The organism is Fibrobacter sp. UWB12 (assembly GCF_900142485.1).
In the GTDB taxonomy this organism is placed as follows: domain Bacteria; phylum Fibrobacterota; class Fibrobacteria; order Fibrobacterales; family Fibrobacteraceae; genus Fibrobacter.
On record NZ_FRAZ01000005.1, the window covers coordinates 101,988 to 124,296 of the forward strand.

17 protein-coding genes and 1 tRNA gene are annotated in these 22,309 nt (G+C 46.6%); 6 read left to right on the forward strand and 12 right to left on the reverse strand.

The features are described 5' to 3' along the window. Positions 1-76: 76 nt before the first annotated feature. On the reverse strand, positions 77-1,462 hold the full coding sequence (locus tag BUA34_RS08780; protein WP_072828441.1) for a TrpB-like pyridoxal phosphate-dependent enzyme: 1,386 nt from the start codon (positions 1,460-1,462) through the stop codon (positions 77-79). Positions 1,463-1,617: 155 nt separating this feature from the next. On the opposite strand from BUA34_RS08780, the gene BUA34_RS08785 reads away from it, so the two are divergent. Beyond that, a complete protein-coding gene (locus BUA34_RS08785; protein ID WP_072828443.1) occupies positions 1,618-2,214 on the forward strand; it encodes a beta/alpha barrel domain-containing protein in 597 nt (198 codons plus the stop codon). 100 nt (positions 2,215-2,314) lie between these two features. Here the strand turns inward: BUA34_RS08785 and BUA34_RS08790 are convergent, their stop codons facing one another. Further along, complete coding sequence (locus BUA34_RS08790; protein WP_072828445.1) at positions 2,315-4,129, reverse strand: glycoside hydrolase family 43 protein; 1,815 nt, start codon at positions 4,127-4,129, stop codon at positions 2,315-2,317. Between the two features lie 170 nt (positions 4,130-4,299). Here BUA34_RS08790 and BUA34_RS08795 point away from each other — a divergent pair, with 170 nt between their 5' ends. Both BUA34_RS08795 and BUA34_RS08800 read left to right on the forward strand, forming a co-directional pair. Then, complete coding sequence (locus tag BUA34_RS08795; RefSeq protein WP_072828446.1) at positions 4,300-5,385, forward strand: HD-GYP domain-containing protein; 1,086 nt, start codon at positions 4,300-4,302, stop codon at positions 5,383-5,385. After that, entirely contained in the window at positions 5,382-9,365 is a 3,984-nt protein-coding gene (locus BUA34_RS08800; protein WP_072828448.1) for a response regulator, read from the forward strand. Before BUA34_RS08795 ends, BUA34_RS08800 begins: the two co-directional genes overlap by 4 nt. Positions 9,366-9,408: 43 nt before the next feature. Here BUA34_RS08800 and BUA34_RS08805 read toward each other — a convergent pair whose 3' ends face one another. The 5 genes from BUA34_RS08805 to BUA34_RS08825 all read right to left on the reverse strand — a co-directional run bounded on the left by BUA34_RS08805 (position 9,409) and on the right by BUA34_RS08825 (position 13,440). Then, positions 9,409-9,645, reverse strand: coding sequence for a zinc ribbon domain-containing protein (locus BUA34_RS08805; RefSeq protein WP_072828450.1), 237 nt, complete (start codon positions 9,643-9,645; stop codon positions 9,409-9,411). 2 nt (positions 9,646-9,647) lie between these two features. After that, on the reverse strand, positions 9,648-10,853 hold the full coding sequence (locus BUA34_RS08810; RefSeq protein WP_072828452.1) for a hypothetical protein: 1,206 nt from the start codon (positions 10,851-10,853) through the stop codon (positions 9,648-9,650). 108 nt (positions 10,854-10,961) lie between these two features. Beyond that, positions 10,962-11,963: a class II fructose-bisphosphate aldolase gene (locus tag BUA34_RS08815; protein ID WP_072828454.1), complete on the reverse strand. Its 1,002-nt coding sequence runs from the start codon at positions 11,961-11,963 to the stop codon at positions 10,962-10,964. Between the two features lie 196 nt (positions 11,964-12,159). Beyond that, the gene (locus BUA34_RS08820) at positions 12,160-13,044 is read right to left on the reverse strand and encodes an OmpA family protein (protein ID WP_254794401.1); all 885 of its coding nucleotides are present in this window, start codon (positions 13,042-13,044) and stop codon (positions 12,160-12,162) included. 12 nt (positions 13,045-13,056) lie between these two features. After that, entirely contained in the window at positions 13,057-13,440 is a 384-nt protein-coding gene (locus BUA34_RS08825; RefSeq protein ID WP_072828456.1) for a hypothetical protein, read from the reverse strand. 142 nt (positions 13,441-13,582) lie between these two features. Here BUA34_RS08825 and BUA34_RS08830 point away from each other — a divergent pair, with 142 nt between their 5' ends. The 3 genes from BUA34_RS08830 to BUA34_RS15895 all read left to right on the forward strand — a co-directional run bounded on the left by BUA34_RS08830 (position 13,583) and on the right by BUA34_RS15895 (position 16,557). Further along, a complete protein-coding gene (locus tag BUA34_RS08830; RefSeq protein ID WP_072828458.1) occupies positions 13,583-14,740 on the forward strand; it encodes an RICIN domain-containing protein in 1,158 nt (385 codons plus the stop codon). Between the two features lie 551 nt (positions 14,741-15,291). Next, positions 15,292-16,323 carry an Rpn family recombination-promoting nuclease/putative transposase gene (locus BUA34_RS08835; RefSeq protein WP_175545436.1) on the forward strand — a complete coding sequence of 344 codons (1,032 nt, stop codon included), beginning with the start codon at positions 15,292-15,294 and terminating at the stop codon, positions 16,321-16,323. 69 nt (positions 16,324-16,392) lie between these two features. After that, positions 16,393-16,557 (forward strand): hypothetical protein, encoded by a 165-nt coding sequence (locus BUA34_RS15895; protein ID WP_175545437.1) that lies wholly within the window; start codon positions 16,393-16,395, stop codon positions 16,555-16,557. 131 nt (positions 16,558-16,688) lie between these two features. On the opposite strand, the gene BUA34_RS08845 is transcribed toward BUA34_RS15895, so the two are convergent. The 5 genes from BUA34_RS08845 to BUA34_RS08865 all read right to left on the reverse strand — a co-directional run bounded on the left by BUA34_RS08845 (position 16,689) and on the right by BUA34_RS08865 (position 22,101). Beyond that, positions 16,689-17,003 (reverse strand): hypothetical protein, encoded by a 315-nt coding sequence (locus tag BUA34_RS08845; protein WP_072828464.1) that lies wholly within the window; start codon positions 17,001-17,003, stop codon positions 16,689-16,691. Positions 17,004-17,026: 23 nt separating this feature from the next. Further along, positions 17,027-17,111: transfer RNA gene (locus BUA34_RS08850), tRNA-Ser, on the reverse strand. A 147-nt stretch (positions 17,112-17,258) separates the two neighbouring features. Then, complete coding sequence (locus BUA34_RS08855) at positions 17,259-18,953, reverse strand: M3 family oligoendopeptidase (RefSeq protein ID WP_072828470.1); 1,695 nt, start codon at positions 18,951-18,953, stop codon at positions 17,259-17,261. An 18-nt stretch (positions 18,954-18,971) separates the two neighbouring features. Further along, complete coding sequence (locus BUA34_RS08860) at positions 18,972-19,649, reverse strand: hypothetical protein (protein ID WP_072828472.1); 678 nt, start codon at positions 19,647-19,649, stop codon at positions 18,972-18,974. A 55-nt stretch (positions 19,650-19,704) separates the two neighbouring features. Beyond that, the gene (locus BUA34_RS08865; protein WP_175545438.1) at positions 19,705-22,101 is read right to left on the reverse strand and encodes a response regulator; all 2,397 of its coding nucleotides are present in this window, start codon (positions 22,099-22,101) and stop codon (positions 19,705-19,707) included. Between the last annotated feature and the right edge of the window lie 208 nt (positions 22,102-22,309).

Below are 22,309 nucleotides of genomic sequence, written 5' to 3' on the forward strand. Positions count from 1 at the left end.
TCGAGGCTCCAGAATGACATGCAAGTCTGAAGTGTCACCCTGGAGGCCTTCGGCTGATAGGGTCCATTAGGATTTTTTAGCCTTCGACCTTCGGAAGCTGGGCGAGGCTCTTGGCGATGTCTTCATCCGTCGGGATGTAGTCGCTCATTTCGCCGTCGTTGAACTTCTGGTAGGCAACCATGTCGAAGTAACCCGTACCGGTGAGGCCGAACACGATGTTCTTGGCCTGGCCAGATTCCTTGCACTTGAGGGCTTCGTCGATGGTGGCGCGGATAGCGTGGCTGGATTCCGGAGCCGGGAGGATACCTTCGGTCTGTGCGAAGAGCTTGGCGGCTTCGAACACCTTGGTCTGTTCCACAGACGTTGCACGCATAAGGCCCTGATCGTAAAGTTCAGAGAGAATGCTGCTCATGCCATGGTAGCGGAGACCGCCAGCGTGGTTAGCAGACGGAATGAAGCTAGAACCGAGAGTGTACATCTTGGCGAGCGGGCAAACCTTACCGGTATCGCAGAAGTCGTAAGCGTATTTACCACGAGTGAAGCTCGGGCAGCTTGCCGGTTCCACAGCGAGAATATCGTAGTCGGCTTCGCCACGGAGCTTTTCACCGATGAACGGGCTCACGAGACCACCGAGGTTAGAACCGCCGCCAGCGCAACCGATGATGAGGTCGGCCTTCACTCCGAGTTTGTCGAGAGCGGCCTTTGTTTCAAGACCAATCACGGACTGGTGGAGGAGTACTTGGTTCAGCACGGAACCGAGAACGTAGCGGTAACCCGGCTGCTTCACGGCGGCTTCCACAGCTTCAGAAATGGCGCAACCAAGGCTACCCGTGGTGCCCGGGAATTCGGCGTTAATCTTCTTACCGATGTCGGTCGTCATGGACGGGGACGGAGTCACCTTGGCACCGTAGGTGCGCATAACTTCGCGGCGGAACGGCTTCTGTTCGTAAGAAACCTTCACCATGTAAACTTGGCAGTCCAGTCCGAAGAATGCGCTGGACATCGAAAGGGCGGTGCCCCACTGGCCAGCACCCGTTTCAGTCGTCACGCCCTTGAGACCTTGCTTCTTGGCGTAGTAGGCCTGAGCGATGGCTGAGTTGAGCTTGTGAGAACCCGAGGTGTTGTTGCCTTCGAACTTATAGTAGATGTGTGCCGGAGTGCCGAGAGCCTGTTCGAGGAAGTAGGCGCGAACGAGCGGAGACGGACGGTACATCTTGTAGAACGTGCGAATATCTTCCGGAATTTCGATGTACGGAGTGTCGTTATCGAGTTCCTGCTTGATGAGTTCGTCGCAGAAGACGGGCTGCAGGTCTTCGAACGTTACCGGCTTGCCGGTTCCCGGATTCAGGAGCGGAGCGGGCTTCTTTTTCATGTCAGCACGGACGTTGTACCATGCTTTCGGGAGTTCATCTTCTTTAAGATAAGTCTTGACCTGACCTTCGATCTTGAGCGAGTTTCTCATTTCGTTTTCCTTTTTGTTTTGTGGCCAAAATATATTAAAACCCAATTGCGGTGACAACAGAATCTTCTCAAATTAATTGAAACATAAAACGTGTTTATTGCAAAATATTCTGAATTTGAGTAACTTTAGCTTGATTCACTAAAACCCTGATATTTATGCGACTTTGGCTTATCACTTGTCCTGATAATTTTGCGGCAGAATACGATGATATCGAAGAAATGTTCCGTCGAGGGCTTACGCGCTTGATTCTTGATAAACGAGGTCGTGGCGCGAATCTTCATGCGACTCCGGACGATTACGAACGTTGGCTCTTGAGCCTGCCCATGGATTTGCGTGACCGTATTTGGGTGCGTGGAACGCCTGATTTGGCCGAACAGCTTGATGTGCGCGGCTGCGTGTGCGAAGCGCAAAGCTTGATGGGGGTGGTTCCTGAAAGCTGGAAACGCGTAAATTGTGTTGCGTTTTGCCGAAGCGTTGAACAGGTCGAAAATCTCCCGGAATGGGTTGCCGGAGCGCTCCTTGGGCCAGTTATGCAACCGCAGTCGGCGTTGGAAGTTGTGGAATCTTTAGGAACTTCTTTGAATGTAAATGCAAAGACGCCCCTCATTTTGTGGGGCGGTGTTGATACGGATTCTGTCGATGAATTCAAGAAAATGTCGCCTGCAGGCGTAGCATCCCTTGGTGGAATCTGGAATTACGCTGACCCTGTCAATGCATTTATCAAATTGAACAGAGCTGTTGCAGGTATCTAATTTTCCTGGATCCTTCGACTTCGCCCTTACTGGGCTTCGCTCAGGATGACAAGGTCGAGTAGACGGGCTTTGGGATGGCGGCTTTGCCGCAACTCAATAACTATTTCACAACATACATTCCGTTGCGCGGCTTGCCTTTAAGCCTGTTGCCGAGTAAATCGAAATAAATGCGTGTGCGGTTCAGGTGCGCGTCTTTGCGGTTTTCGCGCATGCCGCGATTGCTGATGCTTACAGGAGGAGGCTCAACGTATGGGTGGTCAGGATCATCAACGACAATCTTGATCTTGACGCTGCTCTTACAGCCTGTTTCGTTCGTGTAGGTGACTGTGTAGTAGCCGCTCTTGGTGCCATCCAGATTCTTGAGTGTATTTTCGCGGTCGGTTGACTTGAATCCGTCCGGACCTTCCCAATTCCAAATAATGCCATCCCACGGGTGCGGGCCAAGTGTAAGCGTAGCTCCTTTTGAAACTTTCAAATCGGTCGTTATAGCCCAGTTTGCATCACCGACTTTTACGTAGGGGACAATCTTTGTTGGGCTACACGGGCCTACCACTTTTTTGCCATCGCAAACACCGATGGAATCGGGAATGTCGATGACTTTTGCTTCGAAGTCCGGAGTGGGGAATGCCTTCATGAGCGCTGCCGTTTCTGCTGCGGTAAGCGGGAGGATTGTACCGTGACGTGGCGTGAATGCGCCGCTTGTCTTGGTGTTCTGCACGAATTTGAATGTATTGAGGTCCGAGCTAGACGTGAACTGGTAATGCCCATTCACGTAGCAGTCGTACATCAAGACCCAGGAATTTTGGTTGATGAGCTTGAACACTCCTGCCCCTTCGACCGCTTCGGTTGTTTGCTGCAAAGCGCCGGTTCTGTTGTACCACGTTGGCCCCTTAGTCCCATTTTCGGAGGTGAGAGTCCTTGCTTGCACCTTGCAGATGCCACCGTCGCCTTCGTTCTTGTAGAACCCGTGGTAGAGTTTGTCCACTGGGTTGTAGACGATGTCCATGTCGATGGTGGATTTGCCGCGGTCAAAGAAGTGCTTCGGGTCGCCTTCGAGGTCGGTAAAGTCTTCGTTCGCGTAGTTGAAGAACACTTGGTCGTAAGAGATGGTCCCGTCGTTAGTCAAAAGCGAATAATATACGAGCGGGCGGCCTTTGCTCCCGTCCTTGTTTTCGTAATTCTCGTCCCAGATTGTTTCTGGAGCCCAAACTCGGGTCACGTTCGCGAAGTTCTTGCCTTTGTATTTTTCCGGGAAATGCACTGTGGCGTGTTTCCAGTGGATAAGGTCGCGGGATTTCATGAGCACCATGCCGCGGTTGCTGGCCCAGCCTTCGGCACTCTTCATGTCGGTATTGACCATGTAGAACCAGCCGTCTGGTGCGCGGAGCACGTGGGGGTCGCGGAGCCCTTTCTTGATACTCACGGAGTCGGCGGCAACGACGCGTTTGCCGTTATTCATCGGGGTGAAGTTGTATCCGTCGTTACTGAGGGCGTAATAGATGTTTTCGTCGTTATTGGCGGGGAAGTAAGCGAAAAGGTAGTTGGAATAAGGCTCGAATCCGTGGATAGAAACCTTGTTCTTTACAACTTGTTTTTTATCGCTCAAGTAGTCTTGCACGGTCGCCGTGAGCGTGACTTCTTTGTTTTCGCCGACAAAACGACCGTTGATGTGCCCATCATGGGTGAGGAACAGCGTATCGCTGCTTTCCCAGGTGATTGCAAAGGATTCCCCGCCCAACTTTATCGTGTCGGGGAGGGTAAGGTCATTATAAAGGTCGTTGATTATGTTGCCAAGGGCCACGCTATCAACAGCTCGATAGAACGGAGTGATATCGACAATTTCATCGGCTTGAACAGTGCTAGCCAGAAATGCGCTAGTAAAGAGTACTTTGGTCCATCCCAAACGATTTTTCATAAAAACTCCAAATTTATACTCCTAATATACTTTCTGCTATGACGAAAATCACTAAATCATGATGTGAAACCTTTGTGAAATAATCCATAGGCCAAAATAAGTCTATTTTATGTTCTATAATGCAATAAAATGAGTTGTAATATCTGGTTTTTTGTACTTATATTTTGAATATGGAACGTTCCCGCTTGAAAATTTTAGTTGTTGATGACACCAAGACGAATATTGATGTGTTAGAGGGTATTTTATCTAATGATTATGACGTCTGTGTGGCGCTTAATGGAAAGAAAGCTATTGAACTTACGGAGAAGGTTAAGCCTGATTTAATTTTGCTCGATGTGATGATGCCTGAAATGGATGGCTACGAAACATTGAGGATTATGCGCGAAAAGAATATCTTGCAGGGTATTCCGGTTATTTTCTTGACGGCAAAGGCCGATAGCAAGAGTGAACAGATTGGGTTAGATCTCGGGGCCGTTGATTACATTACTAAGCCGTTTAACCCAGCTCTTGTGACGCTTCGAATCAAGAACCAGCTCCAGTTGAAACAACAGCGCGACCATTTGCACGAACTTGTAGATGAAAAAACTGCTGACCTGCGCAAAACGCTGAAAGTTATGCTTACAAGCCTTGGTTCTCTGGCGGAATATCGCGATCCAGAAACCGGTGAACATATCAAGCGCACCCAAATCATTGTACAGCGTGTTGCTGAAGAACTCAGCAAGAATCCTAAGTACACCAATACCATTACATCGGAATTTATCGATAACCTTGCAACGGCCGCACCGCTTCATGATATTGGCAAGGTCGGCATTCATGACCGTATTTTGCGCAAACCGGGATCCTTGACGCAGGACGAACGCGAAGTCATGATGCAACATCCGCAAATGGGCTACGACGTTTTACAAGAAGCGACCAAGGAACTTCATGATAACCCGATGGTGCGGATTGCAGCCGAAATGGCGCTAGGCCACCATGAATACTGGAATGGCGAAGGCTACCCGAACCACAAGAAAAAAGACGATATTCCTATTGGCGCACGAATCATGGCTGTTGCTGATGTTTATGATGCGCTTGTGTCGAAACGTCCGTATAAAGATCCGTATCCGCACAATGTTGCTGTAAGCGAAATTATCAAGGGCCGTGGAACCCAGTTCGATCCGGATGTTGTCGATGCCTTTTTAGCGATTGCAGACCAGTTGCCTGAAATATACGAGGAATTCAAAGACACATCTTCTTCCGAGGAATGTAGGGATTGACGCATAGTCCGTTAAATGAAAAGAAACGCCACCTCAGTTGGCGTATTTCGCTCGTTTACACCATACCGATGCTCGTATTTACCATCGTGCTGGTGTTTGTATTTTCGAACTATCTCAAGTCTACTCTTATTTCTTCTTCGTACAGTTCGTCGGAATCCAAGTTTCAGGACAAGACTGTACAGGACCTTGAATTGTTTTTCAGCCGCTTTGAAAAACAATTTAAGCCGTTGCCTTTAATTCTACAGCATACAAAAGAATCTGAAATCAAGAAGGCTTTAAAAAAGCACCAGCAGTCATCGCCTTATGTTGTCGATACGTATTACGGCAATCGTAATGGCAAGTTTGTTTCGGCTAGGGATTTTAAGCTTGACGAAGGCAAAAAAGAATTCCGCATAAAGACATGGTATTTGGAAGCTTCAAGGCACAAGGGACTTGCTATAACAGGCCCTGAAATAAACAATATGGCCAAGAAGCGAGTGCTCACGTATTCATATCCGCTTTGGGACAAGAATCGGGTTTTTATGGGAGCCGTTGCCCAAGACATTGATTTGCAAAAGGTTCGTCAATTGATGAGTGAATTTGCAAAGGTGGAAGGCGGCATTACAATGCTCGTGGGTTCCGAAAATGATAGTTTGTTTACGTATTTCCCGTACGAGACTAGTCTCCATAAAATTGTAGCGGATACGGTGGCGGGCCTTTTACACCTTGTCCAAGATGATATTCAGTTTGAAAGCTTGTCGACCGAGAATGTGACTCGTTTTGAAAAGACTGATGTCGAAAACCGTAAGTTGATTTTTATGGTCATGCCTCTGAAGGGTGTTCCTTTCTATGTGGTTCATGTGGTTCAGAAAAATAAGGTTGTCGCAAAGGTCCAGGAAAACTTATATGCGATTATCTTTGTTGTGGCTCTTGTTGTATTGGCGCTAATCTTTGTCACTTGGTTGATTGTCCGGTTCCTCTTCAAGCTGTTTATCCAGAAAGACTTGAACGAAAGTGTGAGTTCGAGTACCATGTTCGAAACGCTTTTGGGAAGCGATAACTTTAGAATTATACTGACGAACGATACGTTTGATATTCTTCATGCCAGTGCCTATTTCTCGGATTTCTTCAATAACGGTAATGATATCCGTGGCGAAATCTTGTGGAAATTCTTCCGCTCGGATCAGTTTAAGAAATTTGTCTATAAAGTTTCGAAGGGCGGCAAAATGCATGCTAGCGAACGACAGATTATTGTTCCGGTCAGAAGTTGCACGGGTGAAGATGCCTGGTGGAAGGTGATTTTCCAGTTCCTTGTCGAAGATGACGGTTCGATTCGTTATTTGTTCCTCATTTACGATGAAACTAGCGGTATTCAGAAAGATACGATTCTTGATACGATTATGCTTTCGGCAGGTAATTCAATTCTTGTGATTTTTGACAAAAATCGCAAAATCATGTATATGTCCAAGCAACTTGCCGATTACCTTGTCGTGGACTGGAAAGATGTGATTGGCCAATCGCTTGAGAATATGCCCAAATGCGGGATGCCCGAAAACGTTGTCGCATCTTTGCAAAAGGCTTTTGATGAACAGGGGGTTTGGAAAGATACGTTTATGCTCCAGACGCTCAATTCGCATACGGATACGTGGTTCCGTGGTGAAGCTTGTACGCTCAAGGTTCAGGATTCAATTGTGGGCTATATGCTTTCGATGATTGATATTTCGGAAGTTGTTGCCGCTCGTGAAATTGCAGAACGTGCAACGCAGGCCAAGAGCGAATTCCTTGCGAACATGAGTCATGAAATCCGCACGCCGATGAATGCCATTATCGGTATGGCTCACTTGATTCAAGAAACGCAGCTTGATGAACGCCAGCAAGGCTTTATCGAACGCATTAGCCATGCCGCAACATCGCTACTCGGAATCATAAATAATATTCTAGATTTTTCTAAGATCGAAGCGAACAAGCAAGACCTTGAAATTACGCAACTTGTGCTGCAAGATATTATTGGTGAAGTGGCCGCCCTGGCCGAAGTGCGTATTGCTGGGCGTCCCATCGAATTGATTGTCGATGTGGATCCTGAAATTCCTGAAGTCTTGATGGGCGACCCGTTGCGTCTATCCCAGATTTTTACGAATCTCATCAACAATGCTACCAAGTTTACTGAAAGCGGCAGCATAACTCTAAAAATAAAGCAAGAACAAGTTATTGGAAATAACGTAAAACTTTCGTTCAGCGTGATTGATACCGGTATTGGCATGACGAACGAACAGTTGCACCATCTCTTTAATGCTTTTACGCAGGCTGATGGCTCTATTACGCGTAAGTATGGTGGAACGGGTCTTGGACTTGTGATTTCGAAATCGCTTGTTGAATTGATGGGCGGCCAATTGCAAGTCGAAAGTGAATATGGAAGAGGTTCCAGATTCTTCTTTACCATTATGCTTGCAATTGCTCCTCAGGCAACGGTACCAAAATGGAAATCTGTCAATACATTCAGGAATAAGAATGTCTTGCTCATTGATGATTGCAGCAGGCTTCGCGATGTGTTGAGGCATTACCTGACCAAGTTGCGCTGTGTTGTTGAAGAAGCAGCTTCTGTCGACGAAGCTCTTGACTTGATCCAGGCGCACGAAGAAGCGGGCGAGAGTCCGTACGATCTTTTCATTGTCGATTATCAGATGCCGATTGTGAACGGAATTGATTTTGTGCAGGGCCTTCCGCTTAAAATGAGAAAAATTCCGAAAATTCTCATGCACCCGATTCACTTTGACGAGAAAAATTACCACCTTGCCGAAGAAATTGGTTATAACAGCTGCGTTGCAAAACCGTTGCAGATTAGTTCCTTGCTCAGTTCCATGCAAGAAGCGTTCGAACAAAAGCTTACCTATCAAAAGGCGGTAAAGACCGAAAAGAACAAGATTTTCTTCAAGGAAGGAAAGATTCTCCTTGTCGAAGACAACCAAATGAACCAAGAATTGGCTGTGTCGCTTTTGAACAGCGTAGGCCTTGCTACAATGGTTGCGGCTAATGGTAAAATTGCACTGGATTTGCTGAAAATTGATGCTTTTGATTTGGTGTTGATGGATATCCAGATGCCAGAAATGAACGGCCTCGATGCAACGAGGGCTATCCGCAGTCGTTCTGATGAATATTTCAAGACCGTGCCGATTATTGCTATGAGTGCAAAGGCATTCCAAAAAGACAGGGACGATTGCATTAGCGCAGGCATGAACTCCTATATTGCAAAGCCGATTGACCCGAAAATGCTTTACGCCGAACTTGCAAAGTATTTGCCGGTTGCCGATAAGATGCCGATAGCACCAAGCGAAAATGAACCTGCAACAACACCGTCAAATGCCGATGATAATATTGTTGCCATGTTCCAGAAAGTACGCAATTTCGATGCTGCAGCAGGACTTTACCACGCAAATGACAACAAGAATTTGTACTTCAAGATTATACAGGGCTTTGTGCGCGATTATAGCGGTGAAGTGCAAAGGCTGAAAAAGACTTTTGAAAATGTCGACTATGAAGAATCGACACGCATAGTGCATACGATTAAGGGACTTTGCGGAACTATCGGTTCGTATCATGTACAAACGCTTGGCGTGATGCTTGAAAATTCGTTACTCAAGAAGGAACAGAATTACAGTGAGTTCCATGCGTTTGAAAAAGCTTTGGAAGAACTGATTGATGACTTGAAAGTTGTCATGCAGAATATTGCTTCGGAACAGTCGAATTCGGCTGTGGTTATTAAACATGTTGACCCAGAAGCATCAAGCAAACTTGCGAAAGCGATTGAAGAACTCAGGCCTGCGATAGAATCTTGTTCTTTGACTACTTGTAAGCGCATTTTCGAATCGCTTGACGAAATCATGTTTACGCAGGAACAAGATACACTACTGCAAAAATTGCATAACCAAATAGACGATTATGACTTTACGACCGCTGAAACAACTCTCAAGCGCCTCGAAGAAACGTTGACATCTAGCGATTAGAATGTCATGCCCGTCTCCGAACGGGCAACTCCATCTCGTTTTATTAGAAAATCATTGTTGCGATAAATGCAAGTGCAACGATGATGGCTGCCGCTACGGCGAGCGGACTAGCCTTTTTCTTCTTTTCCCCGAATTCGTTTTCGATGATTTCATCGTAGTCGGGGAGGTCTAGGTCGCTGTATTCTGCGCCTTCTTTCCAGCCGGTGTTCTTGTCGCTCCCGCAATGGGGGCAGAATGTTGCGTTTTCTTTCAGTTCGGCGCCACAATGAGGACAAATCATGATTATTTCTCTGTTGCTTCTAGAACTTTAATTTCGCTAAACATGTCTGGGGCTTTTTCACGAATTTCTTTTTCGAGATTGTCGAGATCATCGCTCTTTGCGTTAAAACTCGATATTAAATTGCCCGTTGCCGTATGATACAGTTCTACGCCTATCGTGATTTTAGAACCATAAGTATTTATACGTGCTTGTGCAACATAATCGGCGGAAATATTTCTCCCAGTTTCAACGATACACCCTCCTTCACATTCTTCAATGGACTTGTCAGGTGGCAACATCGCTAAAATGTTTTCTCTTGTCATTATCAAATAATTTGCTTTGGTGGGTAAAACTCTTCTTGCTACTTCACGAAGAACATCTGTTAGATATAAGTTCTCGTTTTGTTTTATCACGCTATGTGAGACCGTCTCTAGAACGGCGACATATATAGTGTGACTTGGGGTTGCTTTTTTAATTTGAGTTGGAGTTGCTGGAGGTGTATTGTTTTCTATTTTGTCTTCAGATTTCGAAGATGACGATGCTGCTGTTGTTGGTGAAGATGATGATGTTATTGCAGGAGCTTTTGGTTGTTCGAAAAATTTTATAAAGTTTGCGGAGCCTTGATAACAGGTACTATTTTCGTTAGGAACTTTTATATCCGTTATTTGAACGGCTTCGCCACCAATTTGACGGCATTCTTTTGTGAACGCTTCAATCATTTCTGTTGAATCGCAAATAAATGTTTTTCCTGTATCTTCAAAATCCATAAATCCAAGAACTTGATAGTCTTGAGTGGGCTTTTCCGATTTTGAATATGTTGTAATTGCTTGTGAATCTGGAATTGGAGGGTATTCTTTTACAATTTTCTTTGAAATTTTGGCATAGCTGTCTTCTTTAATAAATTTTATAATATCCGCAGTTCCCCGGAAACAGGTTGTTCCGTCTGGCTCCAACATTTCTGTAATCATAACAGCGTCGCCACCAATGTAACGGCATGCGTCTGCAAAAGAACTTATCATTTCATAAGAGCTACATGCGAAAGTTTCCTCATCTTTATTGAAAGATGTTGAACCTATAACAAGATACTCTTGTTCAGGTTTCTCTGTTTGATTATAAATATGAACTGTTTCCGAATGTGAGGGAAGATTTCTATATCTCTTTATGGTAACCGTTGGCGTGGCGCAATTTGTAAGAATCAAGGCGCATAAAACAAAGAATATTTTTTTCATGGGCGTAAATATAAAAAAACACCCCGGAAATTCCGAGGTGCTTTTAAGCTTTTCGGTTCGGCAAGCTCACCGACCTTGAAGGTCCCTGAGCCTGTCGAAGGGCAAACATTACAGCTTGTCGTTGGAGCCGAGCACATCCACGATCTTGTGCATGTACATCTTCTTCATGTTTTCACGAGCCGGCTTGAGGTACTGGCGCGGGTCGAAGTGTTCCGGATGTTCGTCGAAATACTTACGGATAGCGGCAGTCATAGCGAGACGGCTGTCAGAGTCGATGTTGATCTTGCAGACAGCAGAGCGAGAAGCTTCGCGGAGCTGTTCTTCCGGAATACCGACTGCATCCGGGAGCTTACCGCCGTGGGCGTTGATGGTGTCAACTTCGTCCTGCGGGACAGAAGAAGAACCGTGGAGAACGATCGGGAAGCCCGGGAGCTTCTTTTCAATGGCGTGGAGCACGTCGAATGCCAGGGGAGGCGGAACGAGCTTGCCAGTCTTCGGGTCGCGAGTGCACTGTTCCGGCTTGAACTTGTATGCACCGTGGCTGGTACCGATGGAGATAGCGAGGGAGTCGCAGCCCGTACGGGTAGCGAAGTCAATCACTTCTTCCGGCTTGGTGTAGTGGGATTCTTCAGCCTGGACTTCGTCTTCCACACCGGCGAGCACGCCGAGTTCAGCTTCGACGGTCACGTCGTGAGCGTGAGCGTATTCAACAACCTTCTTGGTGAGGGCGATGTTTTCTTCGTACGGAAGAGCAGAACCGTCGATCATCACGGAAGAGAAACCGTTGTCGATGCAGTCCTTGCAGAGTTCGAAAGAGTCACCGTGGTCGAGGTGGAGCACGATCTGCGGATTTGCGCAGCCGAGTTCCTTGGCGTATTCAACAGCACCCTGAGCCATGTAGCGGAGGATGGTGCCGTTAGCGTAGTTACGAGCACCCTTAGAGACCTGCATGATCACCGGAGACTTGGTTTCAACGGCGGCCTGCACGATAGCCTGCATCTGTTCCATGGTGTTGAAGTTGAAAGCCGGGATAGCATAGCCACCCTTAACTGCCTTAGCAAACATTTCCTTGGTGTTAACCAAGCCGAGTTCCTTGTAAGAAACTGCCATTTGTTTTACCTCTTGTTTTTGATTGGCGACTTGCGCCGCCGGTTTAAAAGTTACGTGCCTAAATCTAGAAAAATATTTAAGGGTTTAGGGGTTAGGTTTTAGGTTTTAGGCAAATAATTGTGGCTTGTCACCATTTTTTAAACGCACTATGAGTGCGACTCTATTCTCCTAAGACCTGTCACCTATAACCTATAATCTACTTCACTTTCTGCGTACGGTCCGTGATAACGAGATCCACGCGGCGGTTCTTCTGGCGACCTTCCTTGGTGGAGTTGTCGGCAATCGGCATGGTCATACCAAGACCCTTGGCGGTGAGGCGTGTTTCGGCAATGCCCTGTTCCACGAGGAAGTTCATCACGTTTTCGGCACGCTGCTGAGAAAGCGTCATGTTGAATTCTTCGGAACCGGTATTGTCGGTGTTGCCTTCGATGGACACGTCAAACTGCTGGTAAACGGAGAGGATACCGGCAATCTTGGCAAGGCTTGTCATGAGGTCGGTCTTCAGGGTGGCACGGCCCACGTCGAACAAAATGTCGGACATCGAAAGGATGATACCGCGAGCGTCCTTCGTCACCTGGATCATCTGGGACTGGAGGGCGTTTAACTTGTCCATAGCTTCGTTTTTGCTGGCTTCGAGCTTGTCCTTCTGGGCCTTGATGGCCTGCTTTTCGGCTTCGAGGTCCGAAACCTTACCGCTACGTGCTTCGCCAATCTGTTCCTGGATAGCTTCGATGGTGCGGTTTGTGGCAGCGCGCTTTTCCCAGTTTTCTGCAATGTGGTTCTGGATAGCTTGGGTTTCACCCTGGAGTTTTGCAATTTCTGCGTATTTTTGGCAGTTTTCCAAGAATGTCGGAATCAGCTTGGATTCATCGTCGTCTGCATAAATCGTTTCGAGAGCATTGAGTGTGCCATAGCCTTCGGCAAGCGTAAGCTTTGCTGCGTAAGCATTGGACGGCAAATTGGTTTTTGCATTGTCGAGGGCGAGTCTGCACTGGTCAACAGGCGTAACAGAAGGTGTGTCTGCTGCAAAACTCATGGAAGCGGCGAGGGCGCCGAGTGTCAAAATCTTAATCGTCTTCATCTATGCGGCTCCTTACTTCTTGGTTTCCTTTTCGAGAATGCTCTGGTACAAGACCTTGCGTTCTTCATCGGCGCGGAGAGATTCTTCGAGTTTCTTGTCTTCGTTTTTAGCCTTTTCGTTTTCGGATTTGGCTATGGCGAGTCGCATTTCGAGTTCGCTCTGTTCTGCAAGCGCTTGGGCTTCTTCGATTTTACCGTCTTCTTTCAGGGCCTTGGCTGCGACAAGTTTAGAGTACGAGTTCGATGTCATGCTTGCATCGAGCTTGTTTTCATTGACGAGAGAGCGCGTTGCATCGGCTTGTCCAAGGGAACGGTTGATTCCGCTCTGGCTTCCCGAGCAACCGGTAAGGGCCGCAAGTGCGAGCGTTAAAGAACATGCGAATAATTTAGCCTTCATTGGGGCTTCTCCTATGATTAATAATCCGCGCTAAAATTACATTTTGGTTTATTACATAGTTCTTGCATCTGCAAAAAAACTTTTTTACTTGCTTATATATATGGAATAGAGTAAATTAAGAATGTGTATAGGAAGGGCTTTTATGGATATTTTTCAAAAAAAAACAAGTTTTATAGGAATTTTTTCCTTCCTGCTTCCGTTGTCTAGTGCTTTTGCTGGCAACGTTGAATACCATCTGAACAAATCTGCCAATCCGACTCAAGATGAACGCGAAGCTTATGCGCTAATCGAAGCCGCAATGGATTCGGCGGTTTATTTGTACAATAAATATTCTGACCTTTCAAAGCATATCGAAGTTTATTATAGCACGGGCGTTCCGACTGCAGAAGCGAGCAGTAATGGAGACCTGCGTTTTGGCAAGGATCGCAATTATATGTACGTAGGCACCGCCATGCACGAGATGGCACATACCATGGGCATGGGGACGACTTCGGAATATCAGTCGATGATGAGCGGGGGCGTTTTCAAGGGCGAAAAGGCTCAAAAGGTTATCAAGGAAATTGATGGGCCGGATGCTGTACTCAAAGGCGATAGCCAGCATTTTTGGCCGTATGGTCTCAATTACCGTAGTGAAGTCCATTCGGAACAGGACCTTATTAATCACGTGAAAATCGTGAATGCCATGTACCAGGATATTTTCAAGGAAGCGTTCTACATGCAGGGGAGGGTCGTGTCTCTCGTTGATGAAAAAACTTGCATGGGGATTACGTCATCCAATGCTCTTGAATTGATGAGCTGCGCTGATACGGCGACTTTCGTGAAAATTTATTCGGTAGGCGAGAATCCTGTTACTTACCGCATCCAGCTCGGGAACCGCGTGGTCGATATCCCGAACGAATCGACTGCGGCAGGCGTTGTCGCATCGACTTATGGTTACAACGGCGGAGCTCACCAGCGTTACGTGTTTGAAAAGGCCGGCGCGCCTAGAGCAAATATGTCGAATGTCTTTTTCCTCAAAAATTTCAAAAGCGGACTTTATTTGCAGGCCGTTGGAAAAAATGTGGTTCAGAATAAGTTTGTTCGATCTGCAAGTTCGATACCGCAGTCCGATTTCATTTGGCAAATTGTAGAAGCGGGGCAGGACTCCTCTTCAAAGGATGGGCCGGTGTCTATTGCCAAACGAAGAATTCCTAATAAAATTTCGGATGTTTCTGTGCCATCGCGTTTGTTTGATGCTCTCGGGCGTGCTGCCGGCCAAATTCGTCGCGGTGTAACGTCGAGAATCTTGAAAAGCAATTAAATCAAATTTCACTGGATACTTCGTGGCTATTCGCCACTCTGTATGACGATGACAAATCGTTCGTCATTCTGAGGGACTTCGTCCCGAAGACTACCTTAAAAAGCGAACGTTGCAGCCATGCTCGCATGGCTATAACCAAGCCAAAGAGGTTGGGGCTTAGCCCCATCCAGTTAAGTTGACTCCTTCTCTTGACTTGCACGTCATTGTGCAAGCGCATGACTGCGTCGGTTCTCTTATGCAAGTTATAAATACTTGCGCAATCGAACCTTGCACGTCATTGCGAACGATTTTCTCACGTCATTGCGAGCGTAGCGAAGCAATCTAAACATTCCGACTCTTCGGAGCTGGGATTTTTTTTTGTCATTCCCGCGAAAGCGGGAATCTCCTTTTTATACTTTTGTTTAAATAATTTTACATAAAATTTAGGAATGCAAACGATGAAAAAAGCGTGTTAATATAACGGTAGGGGATGTTCCTTTACTCGCGGTACTATGCTCCGCGCAAAAAATTTTAGAACCTGCAAACAGGATGTTTGCGAAAAGGAACAATTTATGTCTGAAAATGAAAGGAAGGATAACGGAACGCTTGAATCCGCTATTCGCGATATCGCCAAAGAATTCAACGTCATTGTCGATTCTGTGAAAGACGACAAGAGTGACTTTGTCCATGACCGTTATTTTAGGTTTGCCTTTGCTGAACCGAAGCGGATGGCGGAGCTCCTAACGCTCTTCTCGCGTCATAACCCCACGCTTAAGGCGTTCCTTGAAACTATTGATCTCAAGACACTCCGTGGATCGAAGGAAAATTTCTCTAGCGACAAACATACTGGTTCTGCAGACCTTGTTTTTGAGGCGAACCTCAAGAATGGTGGCGTTACGGGGCTTTACGTGGGGATTATCGCTGAACATAAATCTACGAACAAAGATGATGTGCTCTTGCAAATTTCGGAATATTACCATCACCTTTTCCTAGAGCGCAAGAAGGATGTGCCCGTAGTCGCGTTCATCGTCTATAACGGCGAAAAGGGCTGGAACCCGCTTGCGCAGGGCCGCTTTGAAGACTACCCCGAATACTACCGCGATATCGGCTATCCCTTTAAAGTGGAATTTCTGGATGTGGGCCACGCTATCGACGATGCTGAACTGAAGGACTTTTCTCCCATCACCCTTGTCGCTTTAACAGCAATGAGATATATTTGGGATGTCGAGAAGTTCTCCGTTTCTTTCCGCGAGGCGGCTCTGCACCTTTTGAAGATGCAAAATACCGACGAGGGGAGGGATTTCATCAAACAGTCGCTTTCGTACTTTTTCTGGAAGTGGCCTTACAAGAGCGAGGTAATCAAGATGGATAGTCCGGAAGCGTTGAAAAACAAGGGTTACGAGACGTTTGGCGAGCATTTTTTCAATGCTGGTGTCGAAAAGGGCATTGAACAAGGCTTTGTACAAGGTGTTGAAAAAGGAGTCGAGCAGGAACGCAAGAAGAACGAAATCGAAAGTGCTGCTCGCGATAAGAAAATCGAAGATTTTCTTCGTTCAAAAGGAGTGTCTGCAGAATTATTGAAAGAGGCCCTCGCCATTAAGTAGCTCTGTTTGTTTGAGATATCCTCGGTCTTGGAGCCGGGGTTTTTCCATCCCTTGCCTAGTATATTTGGGATGTCTAAGGGGAGGGATTTCATCAAACAGTTTCTTTCGTACTTTTTCTGGAAGTGGCCTTACAAGAGCGAGGCTATCAAGATGGACGCCATGGGCAATCGGGTAAACAAGGCCCGCGGTGCCTACTACGGGAAGGCCGCTTCTGCCCGTCATCCTGAACGATAGTGAAGGATGTTGATTCGTCATTCGGTCAAGTAAAACCTTGGATACTTCGTGGCTATTCGCCACTCAGTATGACGATGAAGCAAAAAAAAGACCGCTTGAAAGCGGTCTTTTTTGAAGTCTTAATTTCGAGATTAGAATGCGTCGGCTGCTGCATCGCTTGCTTCAGCAACTGCTTCTGCAGTCGGAGCAACTTCTGCAACGGAAGCCTTTACAGCTTCTTCAGTCACGTCATTAACGCCCTTTTCAACCATCGTGAGCTTATGTTCCTTGAAACGGTTCATAGCAATAGTGGTGGGCTTCTGGGTGAGCTGGATGTAACCTTGCTTGGACTGATTGTTAATGAAGCGGGCTTCATGAGCCATCATAACGACAGCACGGAAAACCGAGCCTTGACATTCTTCACTAGCATAAATATCATCAAGATAAACTCTTTGAGACTCAGCCATTAGGTACCTCGAAAAATTTTTAGAAGAGGGAGAGGGATTCGAACCCTCGTTACCGTAAGGTAAACACGCTTTCCAAGCGTGCGCCTTCAACCACTCGGCCATCCCTCCATTAGGATGTGCGCCAATTATAACTTATTTTTTTTCGTTTGTCAAGGGATTTGGGCCTAAAAATCAAAAAAAAGTGAAAATTTTTAGGTTTTTGGGGTAAAATAAAGCCCGCGTGGACGCGGGCTTGAGCATTAATTAATTTCAGGTTTATAATTTGCTCAGTTCATCCCATACGACTTGCATCAAGGGCTCCAACGTCTTGGGCGTGAAATCGAACTTGATGTTGGCCGTAGCGAACAGTTCCGGTAACGGACGACTGCTGCCCAGGCTTTCGGCCTTGAACAAATCGTCAATTGCCTTCTGCGGGTCCTTCTTGAAGTTAGCCCACACTTGCAAAGCGCCAATCTGTGCGATGCCGTATTCTATATAATAGAACGGGCATTCGAACAGGTGAAGCTGCTTTTGCCAAAGGTTTTTGCGCACGGCTTCAAGGCCACTGTAATCCACTCCGGCATCGTAGCGGTCCATGATTTCGCTCCAAATATCGCTGCGGTCTTCGGCGGTATGTTCCGGGAAGTTGTACAGACGGTGCTGGAAACTGTCGATGCTTGCGACCCACGGGAACAGCCAAATCACATCGGCGAGTTCGCCTTCGGTGCTGCGGACAATCGCTTCGTGATCGTCGCCGTAGAACGGCTTCAGATTCGACATGCCGATGAGCTCCATGCTCATGCTTGCGACTTCGGCAAATTCGGCAGGAACATCGCGGTAGGCAAAAATCGGTTGCTTTGCAAGAGCAAACTGGTGGAACGAATGTCCCGATTCGTGCAACAGCGTGTAAATGTCGCGGTCCGTATTTGCGGAATTCATGAAGATGAAGGGGAGGCGGCTTTCGTCAAAACCGATCTGGTAACCGCCGGGGGCTTTCCCTAAACGGCTATCCGGGTCGATCAACTTTTTGGCCTGCATTTCTCGCGCCCACTTGCCTGCTTGCGTGTGGATGCTTTCGAAAATGCTGTCGACTTTTTCGATGAGTTCATCACCACTTTGGTACGGCTTGAGAGGCGGTCTGTTCAGCGGGTCTACATCTAAATCCCAAGGGCGCAACTTGTCGAGCCCCATCTTCTGGGCGCGGCGCTTGTACATTTCCTTTTGCAGCGGGAGCACGAACTTTTCGATGCTCTCGTGGAAATTTTCGCAGTCAGCCGGGGTATAGTCAAAGCGATGCTTTGCAAGGAAGATATAGTCGATAAAATCCTTGCAGTGTGCATTTTTCGCAATTTGTTTTCGGATACCGAACAACTTGTCGTAAGATTTATCAAGCGCTTCCTTGTCCTTAAGGCGGCGTTCCCACATGGCTCTCCAGGCGCATTCGCGGAGGTCACGGTCGGTCTTTTCCATGTAAGCAGCGAGCTGTTGCATGGTCTTGACTTCACCGTTGAACTCGACACTCATGCCGCCTGTGATTTTCTGGTACGCCTGAATCGCTTTGTTTTCTTCGGTTTCAAGTGGAATATTGTCCGGAGAGAACAGGTCTAGCGAAACTTGAACGCCCTTGAGCCATTCGCCAAATTCATCCTTAAGGCTATCCTTTGATGGGTGCGCCATGAGCTTGCGGTTCAGCTTGTCATCGTATTCAATCATGAGAGGTTGAATATTTTCGACGAACTGTTCGTAGGCTTTTGACGCCTTCTCGTCGCGGGTATCACAAGTCATTGCTACATAACGCCGTGAACTTACTTCGCCGAGTACCGATTCGAGTTCGCTCCAATCCAAAACCCATTGGCGGAGTTTGTCTTTATTGACCGGAATATCGCGTTGCAAGAGGGAGCGATATAATCTTGATATTTCTTTTTCGTCGTCCGGATTTAAATTTTCCGGAACAAAATTGCGTTTTGTCATATATGTTTTTTTATTGTATTACTTAGCTAATTTTCCGAGCCACTTGTTCACGAGAAGATCGAACAATCTGTCGCGGACGAGGTTCTGGAGTTTTTCGACATCTTCGGGCTTTACGTCTCTCTTGATTTCGAAGTCCTGAGAAACCGGTTCACCACCTTCGGTGAGGGATACATCGATAAAGCCTGCGATGCCGTAGTACTGGATTTCTTTAAACTTGAAGATCTTTGCATCCAACGGGAATGCTGCGTTGAAGTGGAGGTCGTTGTCGCCCGGAGCAAGCCTGATGGTGTCCTTGAGAGTAAGCGGAACCGTAACGAGCGTATCGAACTTGATTTCGATTTGAAGCTTGTTGATCCACAAGGTATCCTTGCCCGTGTTGTTGGCGTTCAGGTAAACATCAAAGTTGGCGTTACCAAGATTCTTGTTGATGATGTTCTGAGACAAGTCCTTGACCAACATGATGGCTTTCGGATTCGGCAAAAAGCCGTTCATGCCGTTATTCACGAGTTCCATAACGTCATCGTAAACATCGACGTTATCAAAGGTGAGATCCTTGTATTCAATCTTTGTCTTGATGAGGACTTTAGCGGCCTGAATCTTTTTGAGAATCGAGCAACCGGTGAATGTCGTTGTCACAAGTGCTAGTGCACCAGCAATCAACAGTGATAATGTGAGGCGTGAGAATTTGGTTTTCATATTTATCTCCTTGTTTAAATTCGTTATTTATTATAAAAAATTATTTGCAACTTTGTCAGTTGGATCTAAATTCTGTGAGTGTTTGGATAAGCTTTTGTACATCGATTGGCTTTGCCAGGTGGCCGTTCATGCCTGCATCGAGGGCGTTTTTCTTGTCTTCTTCGAACGCATTTGCTGTCATGGCAATGATGGGAATGCTCGATTTTTGCGGGTCGTTTAGCGCACGGATTTCTCTGGTGGCGTCGTAACCGTTCATGTGCGGCATTTGAACGTCCATCAAGATGAGTTCGTATTGTTGCGGCGATGAATTACGGATTTTTTGGACTGCGATGTCTCCGTCTTCGGCGGTATCGACTACAATGCCGTTTTCTTCCAGAAGTTCCTGTGCTATTTCGCGATTCATTTCGTTGTCTTCGACTAGCAGTACCCGCATGCCTTTGAGCGATTGGGGTTTCACGTCAATCTTCTCGATAACGTTGGCTGTCGCTTCCTTGCTCCATTTCATGGGAATGGAGAATGTGATTTTGGTGCCTTTGCCTTTTTGCGATTCAATATCGATTGTGCCGTCCATCAAGTCGATGAGCTTTTTCACGATAGTCATGCCAAGGCCAGTTCCTTGGATGTTGCTAACGGTTGTGGACGTCTCGCGGGTGAATTCATCGAAAATATGTTTTTGGAATTCAGGCGTCATGCCGATGCCGGTGTCTTCGACAACCATGGTGTATAGGCCATAGCCTTCGCGGTCGCACTGGTGCTCGTTTACGGTGCAATTGATGCTTCCGCCTTCGAGTGTGTATTTGATGGCGTTCCCGATGATGTTGGCTGTAATTTGGTTGATGCGGTCGCTGTCGATAGAGACGAACCTGTGCTCAACGTTCGCGATTGTTGCCGTGAACCGGATTCCCTTGGATTCCGCATGCGTGCCATAAGTTGTCATGAGCGCGGTAATGACATTTTGAATGTCGCATGTTTGTTCTTTCAGAGTGATTTTCCCTGATTCGATACGCGACATTTCTAGCACTTGGTTCACTAGCGAGAGCAGTTGCTTGCCGGCAATGTCAATTTTATCCAGGTATTCCTTGACCATTTCCGGTTCGTCAAGATGTTTCTTGGCCATGGCGGTAAAGCCGGTTACCGCGTTCATCGGAGTGCGGATGTCGTGCGACATGTTAAACAGGAATGTCGTCTTGGCTTTGCTTGCTTCGCGTGCGGCTGCCAATGCGAATGAAAGCTTTTGATTCGCTTCGATTTCTTTGGATTTTTCCGCCGTGATGTTTCGGAATAAAATAATTCCCTTATAAACAACGTTTAATTTTACTTGAACAGGAATATAGGCCATCGTGAAGTATTCGGGGCATCCATCCGGTATTGTACTTCTGAATACGACGCTCGAAATTCTTTTGTGAATTTTGCGTTCCTTAATAACGGTTTCAAAGAAATGCCTGAAATCATCTCCGTTTTGCAGGTCGTCGTTTATTTGTATAAAACCTTGTTCGAGGTCGTCCAGGTTACCTTTTTTCGGAAATGGCAAGGCCATTGAGGAGAGGTCTTCATAGGTCCCGTTTTCGGCATCGACGTAAATCATTGCTCTTGCGATTTCGCTTTCTGCCTTGGCGATATAGCCGGCAAAGTAGTTTTCGCGGGATTCAACCCGCTTGATGTAGAACTGGATGAGCAATAGGTAGATTATGTAGCCCACGAATATGACGATGAGCAAAAATTGCAACATTCGGCCGGCTTTTATGCCCATGGAATAGAGGCTTTTGGCTGCTTCTGTCGGAAAGTTTGAATAAACGCAAAGTGGAACTGTTTGGAGCGGCGCGATGTAGCCATGAATTTCGTCCGTGTCGCCTTTGAACGTATAACTTGAAGGCGTGCGGGTAGTGTAGGCGCGAATTATGTTGTTCCTGTTCTCGTTATCAAATTGCGCAGTGTAAAGGAAACTCTTGAAACTGTGTCGAGTTTGGCCTTGAACCGAGGTTTGTTGAATTTTCATGGATTCAAGGGAAATAAAGCTTTTACCTTCGGTGTTGACTATTCCCGCTGAGGCGCTTGCGCCGTAGACTTTATATTCGAGGAGCCTTGTGATTGTTTTTTCATCAAATGAGGATGATAGGATGCCGACAACTTTTCCCTGAATTTGTACGGGCGCATAGAATACAATGTACGCCATGGATGAGTTTGTGGGCATCATGACGTATATACCGCTATTGCCGTTCATTCCTTCGCTAAAGAACCATTTGTCGCCGGAATAGATTGTATCGTTTGATGAAGTCCGTGTTTGACCGGTGGCGTCGGTGAAGTGCACGTGGTCGAATTGCACCATCTTTTCGAGGGCGGTGAGGTAGTCTCCGCTTAATCTGTTGCTTTCAGCATCGTCCGAGCTCAGATTTGCTAGTGCTTCGATGGATTTGACTGAGTTCGAGAAAATTTCATCGAGCTTGCTTGCCATTGCAAGTGTGATATCTTTGATATAGTCTTTATTGCGCGCCGTGACTGCTATTTTGTCTTCTTTTTGGAACGTAGAAAAAGCCGCGAGGGCCCAATAGACTACAAGAATAAGGGGAGCGAACCTTATTATCGAGTACTTTAGTCGCCTGTTTTTCTTTTTTGTTTTCTGAAAGTTTTGCACAAAGCTCCCCATACTATATCATTTCGTA